Source organism: Halobacillus litoralis (assembly GCF_009856415.1).
Classification (GTDB): Bacteria; Bacillota; Bacilli; order Bacillales; family Halobacillaceae; genus Halobacillus; species Halobacillus litoralis_C.
This window is the reverse complement of the sequence record NZ_WMEZ01000001.1, coordinates 120270-137922: the sequence shown is the minus strand read 5'-3', so window position 1 is coordinate 137922 and position 17653 is coordinate 120270. Positions and strand designations below refer to the sequence as shown.

At 41.5% G+C, this 17653-nt stretch carries 22 protein-coding genes and 1 riboswitch; of the genes, 11 read left to right on the top strand and 11 right to left on the bottom strand.

The window, feature by feature from the left end; all coding sequences use genetic code 11:
• Window positions 1-16: 16 nt before the first annotated feature.
• Window positions 17-1117: a glycine cleavage system aminomethyltransferase GcvT gene (gcvT, locus tag GLV98_RS00740; protein ID WP_160911101.1), complete on the bottom strand. Its 1101-nt coding sequence runs from the start codon at window positions 1115-1117 to the stop codon at window positions 17-19.
• A 159-nt stretch (window positions 1118-1276) separates the two neighbouring features.
• Window positions 1277-1366: riboswitch (glycine riboswitch) on the bottom strand.
• Window positions 1367-1533: 167 nt separating this feature from the next.
• Between gcvT and GLV98_RS00735 the strand changes: the two genes are divergently transcribed.
• Together GLV98_RS00735 and GLV98_RS00730 are read left to right on the top strand one after the other, a co-directional pair.
• The gene (locus tag GLV98_RS00735) at window positions 1534-3177 is read left to right on the top strand and encodes a DEAD/DEAH box helicase (RefSeq protein ID WP_160911099.1); all 1644 of its coding nucleotides are present in this window, start codon (window positions 1534-1536) and stop codon (window positions 3175-3177) included.
• Entirely contained in the window at window positions 3174-3974 is an 801-nt protein-coding gene (locus GLV98_RS00730; protein ID WP_160911097.1) for a YqhG family protein, read from the top strand. The genes GLV98_RS00735 and GLV98_RS00730 overlap by 4 nt, the downstream gene beginning before the upstream one ends.
• Before the next feature lie 187 nt (window positions 3975-4161).
• Here the strand turns inward: GLV98_RS00730 and GLV98_RS00725 are convergent, their stop codons facing one another.
• Together GLV98_RS00725 and GLV98_RS00720 are read right to left on the bottom strand one after the other, a co-directional pair.
• Window positions 4162-4344, bottom strand: a complete 183-nt coding sequence (locus tag GLV98_RS00725; RefSeq protein ID WP_160911095.1) for a YqzE family protein — start codon at window positions 4342-4344, stop codon at window positions 4162-4164.
• Between the two features lie 48 nt (window positions 4345-4392).
• On the bottom strand, window positions 4393-4875 hold the full coding sequence (locus GLV98_RS00720) for a shikimate kinase (protein WP_160911093.1): 483 nt from the start codon (window positions 4873-4875) through the stop codon (window positions 4393-4395).
• A 94-nt stretch (window positions 4876-4969) separates the two neighbouring features.
• On the opposite strand from GLV98_RS00720, the gene comGA reads away from it, so the two are divergent.
• The 7 genes from comGA to GLV98_RS00685 are packed head-to-tail and all read left to right on the top strand — an operon-like array spanning window position 4970 to window position 8824.
• Window positions 4970-5980: a competence type IV pilus ATPase ComGA gene (gene comGA / locus GLV98_RS00715; protein WP_160911090.1), complete on the top strand. Its 1011-nt coding sequence runs from the start codon at window positions 4970-4972 to the stop codon at window positions 5978-5980.
• A complete protein-coding gene (locus GLV98_RS00710; protein ID WP_160911088.1) occupies window positions 5934-6986 on the top strand; it encodes a type II secretion system F family protein in 1053 nt (350 codons plus the stop codon). Before comGA ends, GLV98_RS00710 begins: the two co-directional genes overlap by 47 nt.
• A gap of 16 nt (window positions 6987-7002) precedes the next feature.
• A complete protein-coding gene (comGC, locus tag GLV98_RS00705; RefSeq protein WP_160911086.1) occupies window positions 7003-7338 on the top strand; it encodes a competence type IV pilus major pilin ComGC in 336 nt (111 codons plus the stop codon).
• Window positions 7310-7762, top strand: coding sequence for a competence type IV pilus minor pilin ComGD (gene comGD, locus GLV98_RS00700; RefSeq protein ID WP_237417007.1), 453 nt, complete (start codon window positions 7310-7312; stop codon window positions 7760-7762). Before comGC ends, comGD begins: the two co-directional genes overlap by 29 nt.
• Window positions 7749-8081: a type II secretion system protein gene (locus GLV98_RS00695; RefSeq protein WP_160911084.1), complete on the top strand. Its 333-nt coding sequence runs from the start codon at window positions 7749-7751 to the stop codon at window positions 8079-8081. Before comGD ends, GLV98_RS00695 begins: the two co-directional genes overlap by 14 nt.
• Window positions 8065-8481: a competence type IV pilus minor pilin ComGF gene (locus GLV98_RS00690; protein ID WP_160911082.1), complete on the top strand. Its 417-nt coding sequence runs from the start codon at window positions 8065-8067 to the stop codon at window positions 8479-8481. The genes GLV98_RS00695 and GLV98_RS00690 overlap by 17 nt, the downstream gene beginning before the upstream one ends.
• Complete coding sequence (locus GLV98_RS00685) at window positions 8444-8824, top strand: hypothetical protein (RefSeq protein WP_160911080.1); 381 nt, start codon at window positions 8444-8446, stop codon at window positions 8822-8824. Before GLV98_RS00690 ends, GLV98_RS00685 begins: the two co-directional genes overlap by 38 nt.
• 31 nt (window positions 8825-8855) lie before the next feature.
• Here GLV98_RS00685 and GLV98_RS00680 read toward each other — a convergent pair whose 3' ends face one another.
• Complete coding sequence (locus tag GLV98_RS00680; protein ID WP_160911078.1) at window positions 8856-9239, bottom strand: Spx/MgsR family RNA polymerase-binding regulatory protein; 384 nt, start codon at window positions 9237-9239, stop codon at window positions 8856-8858.
• A gap of 247 nt (window positions 9240-9486) precedes the next feature.
• Here GLV98_RS00680 and GLV98_RS00675 point away from each other — a divergent pair, with 247 nt between their 5' ends.
• A complete protein-coding gene (locus tag GLV98_RS00675) occupies window positions 9487-9732 on the top strand; it encodes a DUF2626 domain-containing protein (protein ID WP_089651732.1) in 246 nt (81 codons plus the stop codon).
• A gap of 61 nt (window positions 9733-9793) precedes the next feature.
• On the opposite strand, the gene GLV98_RS00670 is transcribed toward GLV98_RS00675, so the two are convergent.
• Window positions 9794-10417: an MBL fold metallo-hydrolase gene (locus GLV98_RS00670; RefSeq protein ID WP_160911076.1), complete on the bottom strand. Its 624-nt coding sequence runs from the start codon at window positions 10415-10417 to the stop codon at window positions 9794-9796.
• A 189-nt stretch (window positions 10418-10606) separates the two neighbouring features.
• On the opposite strand from GLV98_RS00670, the gene GLV98_RS00665 reads away from it, so the two are divergent.
• Window positions 10607-10771 carry a DUF2759 domain-containing protein gene (locus tag GLV98_RS00665; protein ID WP_089651730.1) on the top strand — a complete coding sequence of 55 codons (165 nt, stop codon included), beginning with the start codon at window positions 10607-10609 and terminating at the stop codon, window positions 10769-10771.
• Window positions 10772-10825: 54 nt separating this feature from the next.
• Here the strand turns inward: GLV98_RS00665 and GLV98_RS00660 are convergent, their stop codons facing one another.
• The 6 genes from GLV98_RS00660 to GLV98_RS00635 all read right to left on the bottom strand — a co-directional run bounded on the left by GLV98_RS00660 (window position 10826) and on the right by GLV98_RS00635 (window position 17575).
• Window positions 10826-11614, bottom strand: coding sequence for an ABC transporter permease (locus GLV98_RS00660; protein ID WP_160911074.1), 789 nt, complete (start codon window positions 11612-11614; stop codon window positions 10826-10828).
• A gap of 13 nt (window positions 11615-11627) precedes the next feature.
• Complete coding sequence (locus GLV98_RS00655) at window positions 11628-12314, bottom strand: ABC transporter ATP-binding protein (protein ID WP_160911072.1); 687 nt, start codon at window positions 12312-12314, stop codon at window positions 11628-11630.
• 361 nt (window positions 12315-12675) lie between these two features.
• Window positions 12676-14556, bottom strand: coding sequence for an LTA synthase family protein (locus GLV98_RS00650; RefSeq protein ID WP_160911070.1), 1881 nt, complete (start codon window positions 14554-14556; stop codon window positions 12676-12678).
• A 300-nt stretch (window positions 14557-14856) separates the two neighbouring features.
• Complete coding sequence (locus tag GLV98_RS00645; RefSeq protein ID WP_202409869.1) at window positions 14857-15813, bottom strand: ROK family glucokinase; 957 nt, start codon at window positions 15811-15813, stop codon at window positions 14857-14859.
• A complete protein-coding gene (locus tag GLV98_RS00640; RefSeq protein WP_160911065.1) occupies window positions 15813-16028 on the bottom strand; it encodes a YqgQ family protein in 216 nt (71 codons plus the stop codon). Before GLV98_RS00640 ends, GLV98_RS00645 begins: the two co-directional genes overlap by 1 nt.
• Window positions 16029-16093: 65 nt before the next feature.
• Window positions 16094-17575, bottom strand: a complete 1482-nt coding sequence (locus tag GLV98_RS00635) for a spore germination protein (RefSeq protein ID WP_160911063.1) — start codon at window positions 17573-17575, stop codon at window positions 16094-16096.
• Between the last annotated feature and the right edge of the window lie 78 nt (window positions 17576-17653).

The window sequence follows — 17653 nt, the reverse complement described above, 5'->3', positions numbered from 1 at the left end:
TTCCATCCCCCTCAAATTATCTTTTATAAAAAGGTGTTTTGACGACTTTCGCTTTTAGCTTCCTTTTGCGCACTTGAACCGTCACTTCTGTACCCTCATCTGTATACTCACTATTAATAAGTGCCAGACCAACGTTTTTCCCCAGTGTCGGTGACTGTGTCCCTGTAGTTACAAACCCAATGACTTCTTCTCCATCCAAGATATCGTAATGGGTACGAGGGATCCCCTTGTCGATCATTTCAATTCCGACTAGCTTTCGGCCAGGCCCCTCTTCTTTTTGTCTTTTCAAAACTTCTTTACCAATAAAATCTGCTTCTTTATTCACTTTCACAGCAAAATTCAATCCTGCTTCGATTGGTGTAATTTCTTTACTAAGCTCTTGGCCATACAGGGCAAGGTTCGCTTCAAATCGAAGCGTGTCACGAGCACCGAGTCCAACAGGTTTCAAACCAAACGGTTCACCAGCCTTAAGGATGGCTTGCCACAGCTGGGCGCCGGAATCTGCGTGCAGATAAATTTCAAACCCGTCTTCCCCTGTATATCCTGTGCGGGACACAAGAGCCTCTCCATCGACGCCCTTCAATGCCACACCTTGTTCAAAACGGAAAAACTTAATAGCTGAAAGATCCGTGTCCGTAATGGTTTGAAGCGCTTCTTCCGCTTTCGGTCCCTGGACCGCCAGCTGTACGTATTCATCAGAGACGTCTTCTACGGTTACATCGCCTTCCTGATGTTCTTTCAACCACTCATAGTCCTTTTGTCGGTTCGCTGCATTGACGACAAGGAGGTATTTGTCTTGGTCAAGGTGGTAGACGATCAAATCATCTACCGTTCCTCCGTCTTCATAACACATGATCGTGTATTGAGCTTTCCCGGGTTCCAGCTTAGACACGTCGTTCGTCAGCACTTTTTGTAGAAAAGGAAGACTGTCCGGCCCTTCCACCATCACTTCTGCCATGTGAGAAACATCAAACAACCCTGCGGCTGTTCGTGTGGCCTGGTGCTCCTCTTTGATACTGGAGAACTGCACAGGTAAATCCCACCCACCAAAATCGATGGTTTTAGCTCCGAGTTTCTTATATTCAGAGTATAACGGTGTTCGTTTTAAATCTGCCATTGGAACCACTCCTTATCACTGTTTTCGCCCATAAAAAAAGAGACTTCACCGCTTGCACGGGAGTCTCTGTCCGTTTCACCAGAAAGTTTCACATCAGGGAAACCTGACGCTTGCTTCTTGGGTGGTTTGCACACAAATTGCAAACACTCTCCAGAGTTGCGTCCTATAGAGGTCTTTTTGCCTGAGAGATTCACAAATGAATGCTTGCTCCTTCGGCGCCACGAGCGTGGTCTCTCCCTCTACAGTCATTCGCTTTCGTATTTTTCTAGATTTTACCGGGCATACTATGGTGTAACGTTCACACAATGTTTTGTATATTTTCAGCATCATTATATCACGCGTCTTTCACAAAAGACATGATAATTCTACAATAATTCGCAATCTTTTATCATTCCTATTGATGGAGGGCTACAAATATGATCGAAATTCATCCAGACCAGTCATTTATTGGGTTATTGAGCGAGAACCTGGAACACCCTGACAAACTCGCCACATGGGATGGTTTTAAGCTCGCTTATCAGGCCGCTCAATTTAAAACCGTACCAAAATTCGATGGCCTTCTTGCCCTTGAACACCTTCCCCATGTAGATTTTATGGATCATCAGGTTGAAGCAGCAGAAACAGCGGTCCATCAGATGAATGGACGTGCCATTCTAGCTGATGAGGTAGGACTAGGAAAGACATTGGAGGCAGGATTGATTCTAAAAGAGTATATGATCAGAGGAAGAGCTAAAAAAATCCTCATTTTGACACCTGCTTCTCTTGTAAACCAATGGATTCAGGAATTAAATGAAAAATTTTATATCCAGGCTGCATCCCCAAGAAAGAAAAATGCCTCCTGGAAAGAATGGGATGTGACAGTGACTTCCATCGATATGGCTAAGCGCGAAAACCACAGGGAAGTCATCCTGGATATCGACTACGACCTTATCATTATCGACGAAGCTCATAAGCTCAAGAACCACCAAACAAAAAATTACCAGTTCGTACAATCCTTGAAAAAGACGTATTGCCTTTTGTTAACTGCCACACCCATTCAAAACAAATTAAGTGATTTATTTAATTTAGTTTCCATTCTTAAACCGGGTTACCTCGGAAATTTGACCGATTTCAAGAAGAAGTATAAAGAAAATGCTGCCGATAAGGATAATATCCAACATATCCATTCCCTGGTCGGGCATTTAATGATCCGGAACCGGAGAAAAGACACCGGCCTCGATTCTTCCAAGCGAAAAGTCGTTAATGAGCGACTTTCGTTTTCGGATGAAGAAATGGAGATGTACAAAAAACTAGAACACTTGAAAGCAAATCACCCATCCTTTACTTGGCTTACGCTTGCTAAAGAATTATGTTCGTCTAGAGAAGCTTGTTACATGTCCCTAAACCAATTAAAGAAAAATGCTCCTGAAGAAAAAGCAGACATTTATGATGAGTACATTGAAGCGATCGGACAGGTTCCTCACCATGTGAAAGCAAAACGGATGACGGAACTCATTGAACAAACAGGTGAAAAATTCATCGTATTTACAGAATACCGTGCCACCCAATTTTATTTGCAGTGGTATCTTCAACAGAATGGAATCACCTCCGTCCCATTCAGCGGAAAATTCAATAAAAGTAAGCGGGACTGGATGAAACAATTGTTTAAGAACAAAGCTCAAGTGATGATCGCTACAGAAGCCGGCGGAGAAGGAATCAACCTGCAATTTTGTCATCACATGATCAACTATGATCTTCCATGGAACCCAATGCGCCTTGAACAAAGGATCGGACGCATCCACCGCTTCGGACAGGAGCACGACGTGAAGATCTTTAATTTTGCCATCAAAGATACGATCGAAGATCATATCATGAAGATGCTTTATGAGAAAATCGAAATGTTCAAAAATGCGGTCGGTGACCTGGATCATATTCTCGAGCAAATTCCAGGTGGGTCGTTCGAGCATCAAATCCAGTCCATTCTCAAACAGTCTGAAAGTCAAGGCGAGGTAGACATCAAACTCAACAATTTAGTCAGTTATGTCGAACATACGGTGAATGAAAGGAGAGAATCGAGTTGAATGCCCCCAATCCGCACAAATCATTCGTCAAGCAGTTCTTTTTATCCCATGGTTGTTCGATCATCAACGATGCTCCTTCCCATTTCACTGTTCAGCTTACCAATGAGATGGATGAGGAAATCATGAATCGACCTTTCTACTGGCATTACATGAAGAAAATGAATCGGGAAGGCGTCCCGATGAAATTGACTTTCAGCGATACAGACCAAAAACAAGCGGGAGGCATATACCTTCATGCAGGAACACCTAAACTTCACCGCTTGTACAATACGGCGATTTCAAAAGCACGAACAGCTAGACTTTATGAAGTCGTACATCAAACGACAGGACAAAACCGGGCCATGAGCCCCTGGTTGGTCGTTAATGGGCTTCTGCACTTCCGCGGCAAACATACTAAGGACGAACCCGTATCCATAGGAATCAACTTAATCCATGGAACAATGATGCTTGGAATGATGGACAAAATCATCAACATGAATTTTGAAACAACCGTTTCGGACTACACGTTTCCTATGAGGCCTGTCATTTCATTATCCCATGCTTATAAACGCATGGAACGCCATATTGAAACGTATGTGGGGTCGCTCGATCATCAATGGGCGAAGGATTCACTGCATCATCTTGAAAAAGAAAAACAACTACTTGAATCCTTTTATGAGTCTGAAGACATCGGTTTGGATTCTTTCACAAAAGAACGAGAACAAATCGACAACCGGTACAAACCTTATATAGAAATGGAAGTCATCAACGGAGGGTTATTTTATATTTCACAGGAAACCAGTAAATCTTGGATGTAGAACGAAGGCGCCCCCTAAAAGACGAATGCATAAGCAAAACATTTGGCAGAAGGTAAACTTCCCTCTTCCAATATGGCTGACATGTTGCGATTGTCATTGTGCCTTTTGACTCTCAGAACCTCCCATCCATTTATGAAAAAACGAAACGAAAAAAGCCGCTGACAACTCAGCGGCTTTTCTTATTCTTTCAATGATTGTTGATTCGTTTCCTTTTAAACATTTTCAAAGCGAAAGGAAGCAATCCGAACCAGTAAACGGAAGATTTTTTGGAGGGCTTGGATTCTTTTCGTTGCTGTTTCTCATCCTTAGACATGTGCATATACTTGACAACTTCTTCTGTCAAAAACTTGACATAATCATTCTGATTCATGAAAACCCCTCTTTTTCCATTGTTGCCTTTAGTATGCTCCAAAACCTCCTATTTTAGACGTTCTACCAGTTCTTCGGTGATTTCTTCAGGAGTTTTATGATCTACATCAATCACAACATCTGCCGCTTGTTCATATAATCCCAAGCGTTCATCAAACCGCTTTTTCTTTTCTGAGTCATCGCCTTTCCACAATGGCCGGTCGGTATCACCGGTCAACCTTTCCACAATCGTTTCCCATTCCGCTTTTAAGTAAACAACGGTCCCCTCTTGCATCAGTGCTCGATTTTCTTCTCGGAGAATGACGCCTCCTCCTGTAGATAGCACAACATCATTCTTTAAGTTCTTCAGGAATTCTGTTTCTTTATCCCGGAAGTACTGTTCTCCTTTCCCAGCAAACATATCCCGGATCTTCATTCCTTCCGTTTCTTCTATGGCCTGATCCATTTCTATGTATGGGTAATTTGTTTTTTCACTCAACATTTTTGCTATTGTAGACTTGCCACTTCCCATGAATCCTATTAAATAAATCACTATAATTTTCCTCCTTATAAATTTTTTGCAGGAATTAGGCCATCCATGTCGAATATAATAAAAGGCCAAATAATACGAAAGAGGTGGTAAATGATTGAAATCCATTGCTCAATATTCCCATGATCTTATCGTTTCAGCTATCCAGCAAACCGCGACAGACATCCACTTTTCCCCGTATGAAGAAACAGCCTCCATCCATTTCCGCATCCATGGCAACCGTATTTTCCACTCGACGACCCCAATTCCCATGTACAAGAAGCTTCTTTCCTACTTCAAATTCACTTCAGGAATGGATATAGGAGAACATAAACGACCTCAGAACGGAACAATCCAGCACCGCTCCAACCAGAACACATTTGACTTACGACTATCAACTCTCCCCATAACCGGCACGGAAAGTTTGGCCATTCGAATTCTTAGACCGATGGATCACACTCCGCTCGAACAACTTTTCCTCTTTCCTTACCAATTAAAAAAAATCCAACGTTGGTTGCATCATCGAAGTGGAATGATTCTCTTCACCGGACCGACGGGAAGCGGAAAGACCACTACCTTATATGCCTTGCTCCAATCCATTAATTCAACGAGTTCTTTTCAGGCCATTACCCTTGAGGACCCGATAGAAAAGAATTTAAATAACATCATTCAAGTACAAGTGAATGAGCGTGCAGGTGTAACATATGATACAGGATTAAAAGCAGCTCTAAGACATGACCCGGATCTCTTAATGGTCGGAGAAATTCGGGACAAATCAACCGCACAGTTCGCATTTCGTGCGGCGTTAAGCGGACACCTCGTCATCAGCACGATCCACGCCCGTGATGCCCATGGAACCATTCACCGTCTAAAAGAGATGAGTATTAAACAAACCGATATCGATCAAACCATGATCGCCATCGCTTCTCAACAGCTCATTTCTCTTAAAGGAGCCAAGCACTTACCAAAGAGAGCGGCTATTCTCGAACTATTAGAAGGAGCCCCATTAAAAAGAGCGATTGTTGGGCAGACCAAACATCAGCAGAATTTCCAATCGTTCAGGCACTTGAGGAGGAAAGCCTATGCACTTGGCTTCGTTGCAAAAAACGAAGTGGACTCGTTTTCGTGACCCGCCTTTACCTGTCAGTCAGCAGATTCTGTTTTTCAAAAGATGCAGCCACATTTTAGACAAAGGCTATCCGCTTCTAGATGCTCTGGAAATGACGGGTTGGGATACAAGTCTGAAATCCACGTGTGACATCTTGACACAGCACCTCAGCGCTGGTCACCCTATCCATGAAGCTTTTATGAAAGCCCGCTTCTCCCATTCTGTTACGAACTTCCTCTACTTCAGTCAGGTTCATCATAACTTGTCCAGGAGTTTTCACCAGTGTAAAGACATGTTGCAATTGAAAAAGGATTACAAAGAAAAATTTGTAAAGGTTATCCGGTATCCCGTTTTTTTATTGGTTTTCCTCATCATTGCTTGCACAATCTTACAAAGGACAGTGATCCCAAACTTTTTAAATCTATTTGAAGGTGAAAAAGACGGAACCTTCCGCCTGATGGTCATTATCATGCATGTCATGAACGGGTTAGGCATCCTCGTCCTTCTGTCTGGCCTTCTGCTTGTGGTCATTATGATTATCTTACCGCGGATGACATTAAAAAAAAAGCTGTCATTATATGAAAGAGTCCCTCTCTTGAAACTGTACCACTCCTACTCCGTCTCCTTTCTATTCACAACCCATCTCCACTCTTTGCTACAGGCAGGTCTTCCACTAAAGGATTCAATTGAGATGATCTGTCGTCATAAGAAATATGAGCTACTCTCTCATTACTGCAAGGAACTGTTGTATGAATTGTCCAACGGCAAAACTTTTGCTCAGGCGATATACAGCTGTCCTTTATTCAGACCGGAACTCACCAATATATTTCATCATACCAACGACATCAAAGCGTTGAAGGATGAACTTGAACTTCTTGCTGAATTCTTCATCGACTACCTCAATCAAAAGATCTCCGCATGGCTTCATATCATTCAGCCTGCTTTCTTCATCATTATCGCTACCGTCATCATCCTGATCTACGCATCCATCATGCTGCCTCTATACCAGTGGATGAACCAAATTTAAGCGAGGAGGAACCCTCATGGTAAGAAATGAAAAAGGTTTCACCCTAATTGAAATGCTGATTGTTTTGCTTGTCATCTCTGTCCTGCTGATCATCACAATCCCTAACATGTCTAAGAACAGTGATTCCGTAAAAGCCAAAGGGTGTGAAGCCCTTCAAAAAACCGTAGAAGCTCAAGCACAAGCGTACTTTATTGAAAAAGGAAATTTCCCAGACTCTACTCAAACATTAGTGACTGAAGAGTATATTTCTCAAGATACATGTCCGGACGGTACAAAATTAATCATTAGCTCAGATGGAAAAGTAAACGCAGAAGGAGAAGTTGTTGAACCAGAACCAGCAGCAGGAACATAACGGTTACACTTTCACAGAAATGATCATCGTTTTATTATGTTGGTCCATTCTCCTCTCCTGTTTCATTCCCTTACAGTACCGCACCTACCAAGAGCTTGAAGCGAAACACACCCTTCAACAATTAAAGGAAGACCTTCTCCTTATCCAACACCTTTCCATGAACGAACATGTTTACTATACGCTGAATTTCGACCAAGAATCAGGAGGCTATATTTTATATGATACAAAAGAAAGAAAACCAATCTTCCATAGGAAATTGCCCGAGAAATGGGTAATGCGTTTGACTACCCTCCATCCGACGGTGCGATTCAATCAAAAGGGAATCATTCAAAGAGCAGGAACGATGTACCTGTATGCACCTAAGAAAACATATAAAGTCGTTTTTCCTTTCGGATCAAGCAGGTTACGCATTGAAGAAATCTGAGGGATTCACGATACTTGAGACCCTCAGTGCTTTTACCCTTATGATAATCATCTCACTTTTTACACTTCCTTTGCTTACCGAATTAAGAGCTGCGCAGAAGGACCTTCAAATAGAAAGGGAAGCCATCACGCTGCTTCATAATGAATTCTTTGAACACAGGGTAAGGAATGGTCCACTTCCTTATACAGCAAACCATCTATTGACCCATGAAATCACTCTCGTCATTCAACCTGAGGAAGAATGGATCACAGGGTGTTCCCTATGGAAAAACCATAGAAATGAAAACAAGGAGTTCTGTTTGCATGACAAAAGGGAATAGGTCGAGTGAAAGAGCCTTCACATTATCGGAAGTATTGATCAGCCTAATGGTAACCATGATCCTGTTATCGATTTCCGTCCCCTTATTTTCTTTACTGAAAGGATATGACTATTACTCTGAATTAACGGTTGACCAGCTGAGCGCAGTCATCCAATGGGAAATTAACCAGTGCCGTTCGTACAACGTTTCAGATCATTCCATATCATTGATAGATAAGCAAAACCGCCATATTGTCATGGAGCAATATGGCGGAATATTCAGGCGAACCGTAGACGGATCTGGACACGAGGCCCTCCTACAAGATGTAGAAGCTGTTTCTTTCACACATGGATTTCCTTCAATTCTTATGGAGGTAGAAATTCATGACCAACCATACACGAGAAAAATCCATCTTCCATAATGTACATGGGATCGTCTTCCCTTGGGTGCTCATTTTTTGCTTTTTACTTCTCATTGTTACATTTACAACCATTAATCAGTATAAAAACCACCTTCTCCTTGTCAAAAGCCATCAAGCTTCGGTTGTGAAACAACACATTCTCGACACTTCACGAATGAAATTGGATGCAGAATTAGAAGCTCTACCTATTGAACAAATGCAATACTCTTCTGCCTTTCATACACCTGATGGTGAAAGCGTAGCAGATTGTACACGTGAAGAAGACAAATGGGTGTGTCTTTGGAATATAACTCCTGTAGTAAACGGTCATCAATCTCAGGTCAGAACGTTCCAAAGCCCATAAAGAAATCGCCCCTCACAGAGGGACGATCCTTTTATGAAATGTTTTGTTTATATTCCAACCGATTATCAGTGATCCCACGTAGTCCGTCCAAATCATAACCGATGACTAATTTATCTCCATTCGTCAGAATCGGACGCCTCAACAGCTTAGGCTTCTCGATGACCAGCTCTAGAAATTCATTCAAGGTTAAATCCTCTACATCTAGATCAAGCGTTTTAAATTCTTTGCTTCGTTTCGCTAAAATTTCATCAATTCCGTGGGTGGTTAGTGATAGGATTCTCCTCAATTCATCAGCGGTAGGAGTCTCACGAAACAGGTGCTGTTCGTTAAAATCCACCCCTTGACTCTTTAACCATGATTTCGTGCGCCGACAGGATGTACAACTTGGGTATGTGTAGAATTTTAACTTCTCCATGTTTAACGCTCCTCGCTTTTTTTGTATAACTTTATTGTATATTGATTGTATAACCTTTGTACAATATTTTAAACTCCTTTTTTCTATTAGACAAATAATTTTCACATCTTGGTGGGTTAAGGAATAAGGACAAGTGGGAATACAAATACTGAGAAATGAAAGATGAATACGTTTTATTTACAATTGTATCCGGGTCGTTTATAATATGAATGATAGTTTAACGATAGAAAAGGAGGGGGAAAAAAGCATGGATCGTATGTTTCGAGTAATGGCCTTTTGGACAGGTATCTTCGCTGTCATGTTCTATACAGGCGATATGATGGAAGCTTCCTTATTATCTCTAGTTCAAACGGCTTTTTTCCTTACTATTGGTTACCTTAAGCTGTCAGAACGTATGTATGTGTACATATTTTTCTCATACTTGACAGTCTTCATGATCGGTTTTACGTATTATTGTTCCTTTATCTTAGTACCAGGATTTGGTGGCCACTAAACAAAAGAACCTGTCATCCTTATAAACGGATGACAGGTTCTTTTTCTATTTCAGTCAATGATTAGTTTAAAAACGGATTTTCTTCCCGTTCTTCACCTATCGTGGTCGGCTGGCCGTGGCCTGGAAAGATGCGCATGTCATTACGTAAAGGGAGAAGCTGTTCCCTAATGCTTTTCTCAAGCTCTTCTCGACTACCACCAGGCAAATCAGTACGTCCGATGCCTCTTTGGAACAAGGTGTCTCCAGCAATCGTAAGACGCTGGTTCCTAAAGACAAAGGAAACACTTCCCGGCGAATGCCCCGGGGTATGGCGGACTTCAAATGGGAAGTCTCCTATCTGCATTTGACCTATTTCAAAGTAGTGGTCTGCGGGCCTTGCAGTGATATCGCCTAACCCGAATAAGGCGGAACCGTTCTTTTGCGGATCCCCAAGCCATTCCGCTTCTTTTTCATGTATGTACACTGGAGCATCATAAGCATCCCTTACGTCATCAACGGCACCAATGTGATCGAAGTGTGCGTGTGTTAACAGGACGGCAATGACATCAAGTTTCCTTTCTTCTAAATAGTTCTGTAACTTTTCAAAATCCCCTCCCGGATCAATGACCAGCGCTTTGTTATTCTCATGGATGATATAAGCATTCGTTGCTATCGGACCAAGTGGTAACCTCGTTATTTTTTTCAATCTTCACACCTCATTTAGTCATTTCATTTAAAATTATCTGCTTTATCGTACAATGTGTAAAAAAGATGTAGATAACTCGACATTTTTTTGTTTATACTATAAAATAGATGAGTACCAATAACTACATATAGTATAACATCTATCCTTTATGGATGATAATAATGAAAAGAGACTTAGGGGGTGCTGAACTTGGTAACAGCTATTCTTCTTTTACTCGTAACAATCTTGTGTGTTTGGGCAATTTTCCGTGAACTAAAAACAAAAAACTTCTTTGCTGTTCTTTTTGCAGGGGCATCAGCATTGATTTTCGGATGGTTCTCCGTTATGACTATCTGGTACAACTTATTCGGTTAAACGATGAAAGCAAGCAGACCTATTGGGTCTGCTTGCTTTTTTATGGAGGTAGGATCAGGAGCGGGAACTCCTGATCTCTTCATCCGTTTGCAATAACTGTTTGTTTTTGTTAAAGAAATACCTGTACATACATAATGTAATGAACATGGCACTCAGTGAAACAGAGGAAAAAATACTGAGAGAGATGACTAACTGATATTTGATGGCCATTACGGGTGAAACACCACCGAGAATCAAACCTGTCATCATTCCAGGAAGCTGGACAAGACCTATTGTTTTTAGCCGGTCGACATTAGGTATTAAAGACGCATGTAACGTTTTTTGAACGATCAGATGAGAGGCCTGTTTCGGTTCTGCACCTAAAGATAAGGAAGCAAGCAACCGGCCGTTGTTGTCTTTGAACTCATTTTTCATTCGTTCAAGAGCAAGCCCCATAGCGGTCATACTGTTGCCAATGACCATTCCACTCATCGGGATGACCTCAGAAGGTTTAAACTGGATCATGTCAAATAGGAGCCACAAGCTTAGCACCCCTACCTCAATGGCCAATAGTCCTCCAAAAAGAATAAACCCGACATAAGGCAGGTCCTTCCCCTTCTGTCTAGCATGAAAAGTTGCAATGATAATCATGACTGTCAACATAAACGGGATCCCGTAACCAGCGGGTAGATCAAAAAGGAATGTTAATATGTAACCAATAGCAAACAACTGTATCGTTCCTCTAAGCGTGGACCAAATGACATTTTTGCTCACACCCAACTGGTAATAATAAGACAATGCTAAAGGAACGATGACGAATATAATTAAAAAGAATAACGACTGATTCGAAATTTCTGGTTCCAAACCTTCTGCCTCCCTACTGCTCTAAAAACTTCGCAAGTTCTTCTGTTTTCGGTTGATCTAACATTTGTGGCATTTTTCCGTCTTCTAAGATCTGACCATCACTAATAAATAACCCCCGGTTCCCAAGCCTCCGTGCTTGACTCAAATTATGAGTAACCATAAGCATGGTGAGCTTATGTTCTTCCATCAAACACTCCAGAACTTCTTCGATTTCTTCTGCCGTGCGATAATCGAGGGCGCTGGTCGGTTCATCGAGCAGTAAAACTTCTGGCGAATTGGCCAATGTCCTTGCTAGCGATACCCGTTGTTTCTCCCCTCCAGAGAGCTGATCTACATCCCGATCCAAATAATCGGAAGGGAGTTGAACGTAATCCAATAATTCTTTGCCTTTGTGTTCTTCCCATTCACCAAATAAGGACGGTCCGTATTTAATATTATCCAATACGGTTCCCGGAAATAAATTCGGTGCCTGCAGGACGAGACCCACTTGTTTTCTCAAATCTGTGATAGAATGTTCTTCAATGGGTTTTCCGTTAAAATAAATGTCCCCCTGTTCTGAATCATTCAGTCGATTCAATAAAAACAATAGAGTACTCTTCCCCGCGCCTGAAGGGCCGAAGAGGATGACTTTATCCTGTTTTTCCATTGAAAAATTAATATCTTGAAGAACCCCTTGGTACACATGCTCAAAACGAAACATACCATTCCCTCTCTCTATAAAACGTTGTTTGTAAATATCATTACCCTTATATGTATGAATTTATGTGAATAGCGAAATATTGCTATCTTGATTCTATAATCGTTCCCCCTTTTCCTGACGCCTCGGTCACTAATCTTTCGCTTTAGAAGATGGGATTCTACCGTCCTCCCACTAAACATCCAAATACCCCGTATCCTCCTTCATAAAGCTTATCAGGTTTGAATTAAGATTTCTAAAAACTAACTCGCAAGCGACTGGGAATTCGCATCAGAGGTGGCTGTCGCTAGCCTTTCTTATGAAGTTTCTTATCTCTTACACCAAAAATAAAGCCGCTAAGACAAAACGTCTCAGCGGCTTTTCCTCATTTTTCTGATTGATCAAAATCGTAGAACCTAAATAAATCACCATAGATGATATTATCCGAGTAATTCATTTCTTTGCTCACTTTTTCTTTAATAGGATGGCATGCTTGTGCATTTTCTTCAGGAAGAGGTTCTCCTGTAGAGCGATCATAGCACGTTTCATTGGAATACAAATATTCTTCTGTAATGAAGCTGCCGTCTCTTAAAGCAACAAAGTCTTTATTCTTCTCGGCGAACATATTATCACCGAAGGTCAAATCTCCCTTTTCTTCAATCCCAAGAAGGTGAAGTAGTGTCGGTTTCACATCAATTTGACCGACTACTTTATCTTGCACTCCTCCATTTTCGTATCCTGGGATGTGGATCATGAAAGGAACTCGTTGAAGTTGTGTTTGCACATAAGGGTCTACTTCTTTTCCTAGGAATTGCCCCATTGCTTTATTGTGAAAATCACTAATCCCATAATGGTCACCCATCAGCACAATGATGGAATCTTCATAGATACCGGCATCTTTCAACTGCTGGAAGAACTGCTCTAAAGCCTCATCCGTATAACGAGCGGTTTGGAAATAAGAATTCAACGTTTTTGAATTGGAGTCGTATTTATCGATATTTGCTTTTTCTTCAGGAAGTTCAAATGGAAAGTGATGAGTCAAAGTAATGAACTTGCTGTAGAACGGTTTTTCCTGTGATTGCAAATATTTAATGGATTGCTCAAAAAACGCTTTGTCCTCAAGGCCCCAACCAAATGAGTTTTCAGGAGTGACTTCGTAAGATTTCTCATCATAGAACTGGTCGTACCCCACATTGTCATACATGACATCCCTGTTCCAAAAACTTGCGTTATTCGCATGAAAAACAGAGGTTTCGTACCCTTCTTCATTCAATATCTCAGGCAAAGCATTGTATTCGTTTCCTGCATGTGTGAAATACACAGAACCTCTACCCAAAGGGTAAAGAGAATTTTCAACAATAAACTCCGAATCGGATGTTTTCCCTTGGGCTGTCTGATGATAAAAGTTTTCAAATGTGATCGTGTCCTTGCTTTGTTTCAGATCATTAAGGAACGGTGTCGTTTCTGTCCCATTAATCTCTGAATCGAACAGGAAGTTTTGAAACGACTCCACACTTACAAAAATGACGTTTTTATCTTCAGCAATGCCATATAACTCCGAATCTTTATTTGCTTGATCAGGAGAGGTTTCTTTCAAATACGTTTCAATTTCACTGATTTCACTGCCATCAGCAAAGACGCGCTGAGCTTTTGTTTTCGTCTGCATTGTTGCATCATAAAGGTGGTAGTTGTAGATACCAATATTCTTCACAAGGTACTCGCGGTCAAAGGCTCGTACGAAAAGCATCGGGCGTTCAATCTCTGCAAGAACCACATTACCAGCCAAAAGCAGAAATGTAACAGCTGTAGCTGCTATTTTCCCACGTTTCGGGAGCTTTACAGTCAAATCGAACTTTTGACGGCTCAAGTACCAGACAAGTGCCACATCAGCGAAGATGAAAATATCTTCGATGTGAAGCAATGTCAAAAAGCTTCCTGTAAGGTCTGCGGCATTATTCCCCTGGAACAACACGGGGATCGTAATAAAGTCTGTAAAATTCCTATAGAAAATCAAGTTTAAGAATAAGACCAATGAACCGATCAACGTGGTCCAGCGTAAATATTTCATTTGATTTTTAGGTTTCATCCATACACTGATCGCGAAAATCAAATAGGCACTGGCAATCGGATTAAATAAAAGTATGAATTCTTGCATTGGATTCTCAATCGATAAATCGAACATGAATCTATACACGACATATGTCTTCAGACCAAATAACAATGTCGCAATGATAAATAATGGCATGTTCTTCATTCTCCATTGCATCATGGTTCCTCCTCTAGTACAATACTGGTCCATTTTTAACAATAATTAACCAGGTTCCTTATCTTCCTTAACAATTTCCACTTATAATCCATATTAAACTCTTTCTTCATATATGACGTAAATGGTCCCATAAAGGTTTCATGAAATTTCTAATTTCCATCATTTTCAAAATGATAGGATGGAGCTTTTCTTATCATAAGACAAAAACATGATAAAAAGAAGTCCTAGCGATTAAAATCTTTTTACAAATTTTATACAAATGAAACATAAAAAAGTTGGAGCCCTGAGGCTCCAACTTTTTTAATTATTCTTTTTCACTAGGAAAGCTCCACCAATGACACCGGCATCATTTCCTAACTCCGCTATACCGAAACTCGATGCTTCCGCGGTTCTTGGTAAAGCATATTTTCGATAAGCTTTTTCAAGAGGATCGAGCAACAAATCTCCCGCTTTGGAGACTCCGCCGCCGATTACGATTTTTTCCGGATTGATGGCAATGGCCATGTTTGCAATCGCCATTCCAAGGACATCTGTGATCTCCGCAATCACACCTTTTGCTGCTTCATCGCCATGCTTTGATGCTTCAAATACATCCTTAGACGTCAATGTTGCATCATTTAATAAAGCATTCAGTTTAGATTCCGGGTGTTTTTCCGCTGCTTCTTTTGCCTTTCTGACAATACCTGTAGCTGAAGAAACGGTCTCAAGACATCCGGTTTTTCCACAGTTACAAGGAGCTCCACCTTCTGGTACAACAGTGACATGTCCAAGTTCAGCTGCTGTACCATTAGCTCCATTAAGAATCTGACCGTTAGCAATAATGCCTCCACCTACACCTGTACCAAGTGTAACCGCAATCAGTTCTGTGCACCCTCTTCCGGCACCAAGCCAATTCTCACCTAACGCAGCCAAATTAGCATCGTTATCTACCCATACCGTCATTCCCGTCAACTCTTTAAGAAGGTTTCCGAAATCAATATCTTTCCAACCAATATTCACGGCCTCGTGAATATATCCTGTTGTTGTATCAACAAATCCCGGAGCTCCTGCGCCGATACCTACAACCATCGACGTGTCAATGGCCTCTTCTTTTAGAGTATTTGTTATGGACGACGCGATATCAGAAGGAATGGCTTCTCCCTGGTTGTCTGTGTTTGTCGGGATTTCCCATTTCTTAGTAATTGTTCCGTTATCTTCAATAATGGCTAATTTTACTGTCGTTCCACCGATGTCTGCACCAATATAGTAATGACCCATCACTTTTCCTCCCCTAATTGACGATCCTTTTGTTTCGCGATTTCACTTCTCAAAAGCAGAATGGCCATTTGATAGTCCTTTGATGGCATGCATTGGGCTTTGTACAACTCCCTTACTTCATCTTCCATCATTTCTAAATCGGCCAACCTGTCACCTATGTAAATGATCGTTCCGAATTTTTTCAAGTACTGCTGAATATCATAAATCGTTTTCATTCTTCATCACCACCATCCATTATACCAATACCTTTAAGACTTGAAAACGTAAAAACCCCGATCGATCAACGATCAGGGTCATTTGGATGTAGAAATGCCGGTCTCCGGTTCTTCAATGGTATTGGAGAACGCAGCAACACATCTCTCAGTGGTTTCCATGAAAAAGGTAGAAACGGCCATAAGTATGGCGTTTTGAATGACTTCATGCTGGAAATATAGAGAAGCCAAAGAGTAATTCCTAACACATACCCCTTCAGTCCGAAGAAGCCGGTTATGAGAAGAAGAACAAGCCTTGTTATTCGATCGGCCAGTCCAAATTCGTAACTAGGAGTAGCAAACGTACCGATAGCAGCAAGGGCTAAATATAAAACCACTTCGCTTGAGAACATGCCAACCTCTACAGCCACTTGGCCAATCAGTATGGCAGCCACTAAACCAAGAGCGGTCCCTAGTGTTGATGGTGTATGGATCGCTGCCATCCGCAGCATGTCGATCCCTATTTCGGCAATTAGAAATTGGACGATCAGTGGCAGAGTTCCCGTATCCGTGGGACCAATAAATGCGAGAGCTTCAGGAAGCAAATCCGGTCTCTTAGAAAAAAGGAAGTACAGAGGCAAAATAAAGATCGATGCAAAGAAAGCAAAAAAGCGAACGGCACGCAAATAAGCACCTACCAACGGTTTTTGCCGATATTCTTCTGCGTGTTGTAAATGATGCCAAAAGGTTGATGGAGTAATCATGACACTCGGTGATCCATCAATAATGACGAGAATATGCCCTTCATAAAGGTGAGCAGCGGCCGTATCGGGACGTTCTGTGTACCGGATAACTGGATAGGGGTTCCAATAACGACCGCTGATATATTCATCAATAGTTTTTTCGGCCATCGGAAGCGCATCGGTATCGATTTCCTGCAATACTTTCTTCAATTCTTCGACCCGGTCGGAATCTGCAATATCTTTGACGTAACAAATACAAACATCCGTTAATGACCGCCGTCCCACCTGCAAATATTCCATTCTCAAAGAACGGTCTCTGATTCTTCTTCTCGTCAAAGCCGTATTGAAAATAATGGTCTCTACAAATCCATCCCTCGATCCTCTCACGACTCTCTCGAGATCAGGCTCTTGCAACCCACGGACAGGATAAGTACGAGCGTCAATCATGATGATTTCATCGACGCCTTCAACGACTAACGCTGTTGGACCTGCCAGCACCCAATCAGCCGCTGCATTCAAATCTTTTTTCTTCTCTAACTCCACATAAGGGAGATGGGTTTTCAATAATTTTTCCAGAGGGTCCGGGTCCAGTTGATCAGGGTCCAATCTGGAGAGGAGCTTCATTAAATAGTGAAGAATATCATCTTTAACAAATCCGTCTACAAGGAATAAGGACATCCCTCTTCCAGCGTAGACAAGATCGAGATGAACCATGTCAAAGCTTTCTTCCACCCCAAGCCGATCTTTGAGATACGATACATTTTTTTCATAACTATCAAATAAACGTTGTTCTTCCAAAACGCATCCTCCTCTTAACCTTCTCCGCATAGTTTCTTCCAAATTCATTTATTCATACACAAAAGGAAGAAGCAGGATTATACGCATGTCCCTGGAAAAACGAACATA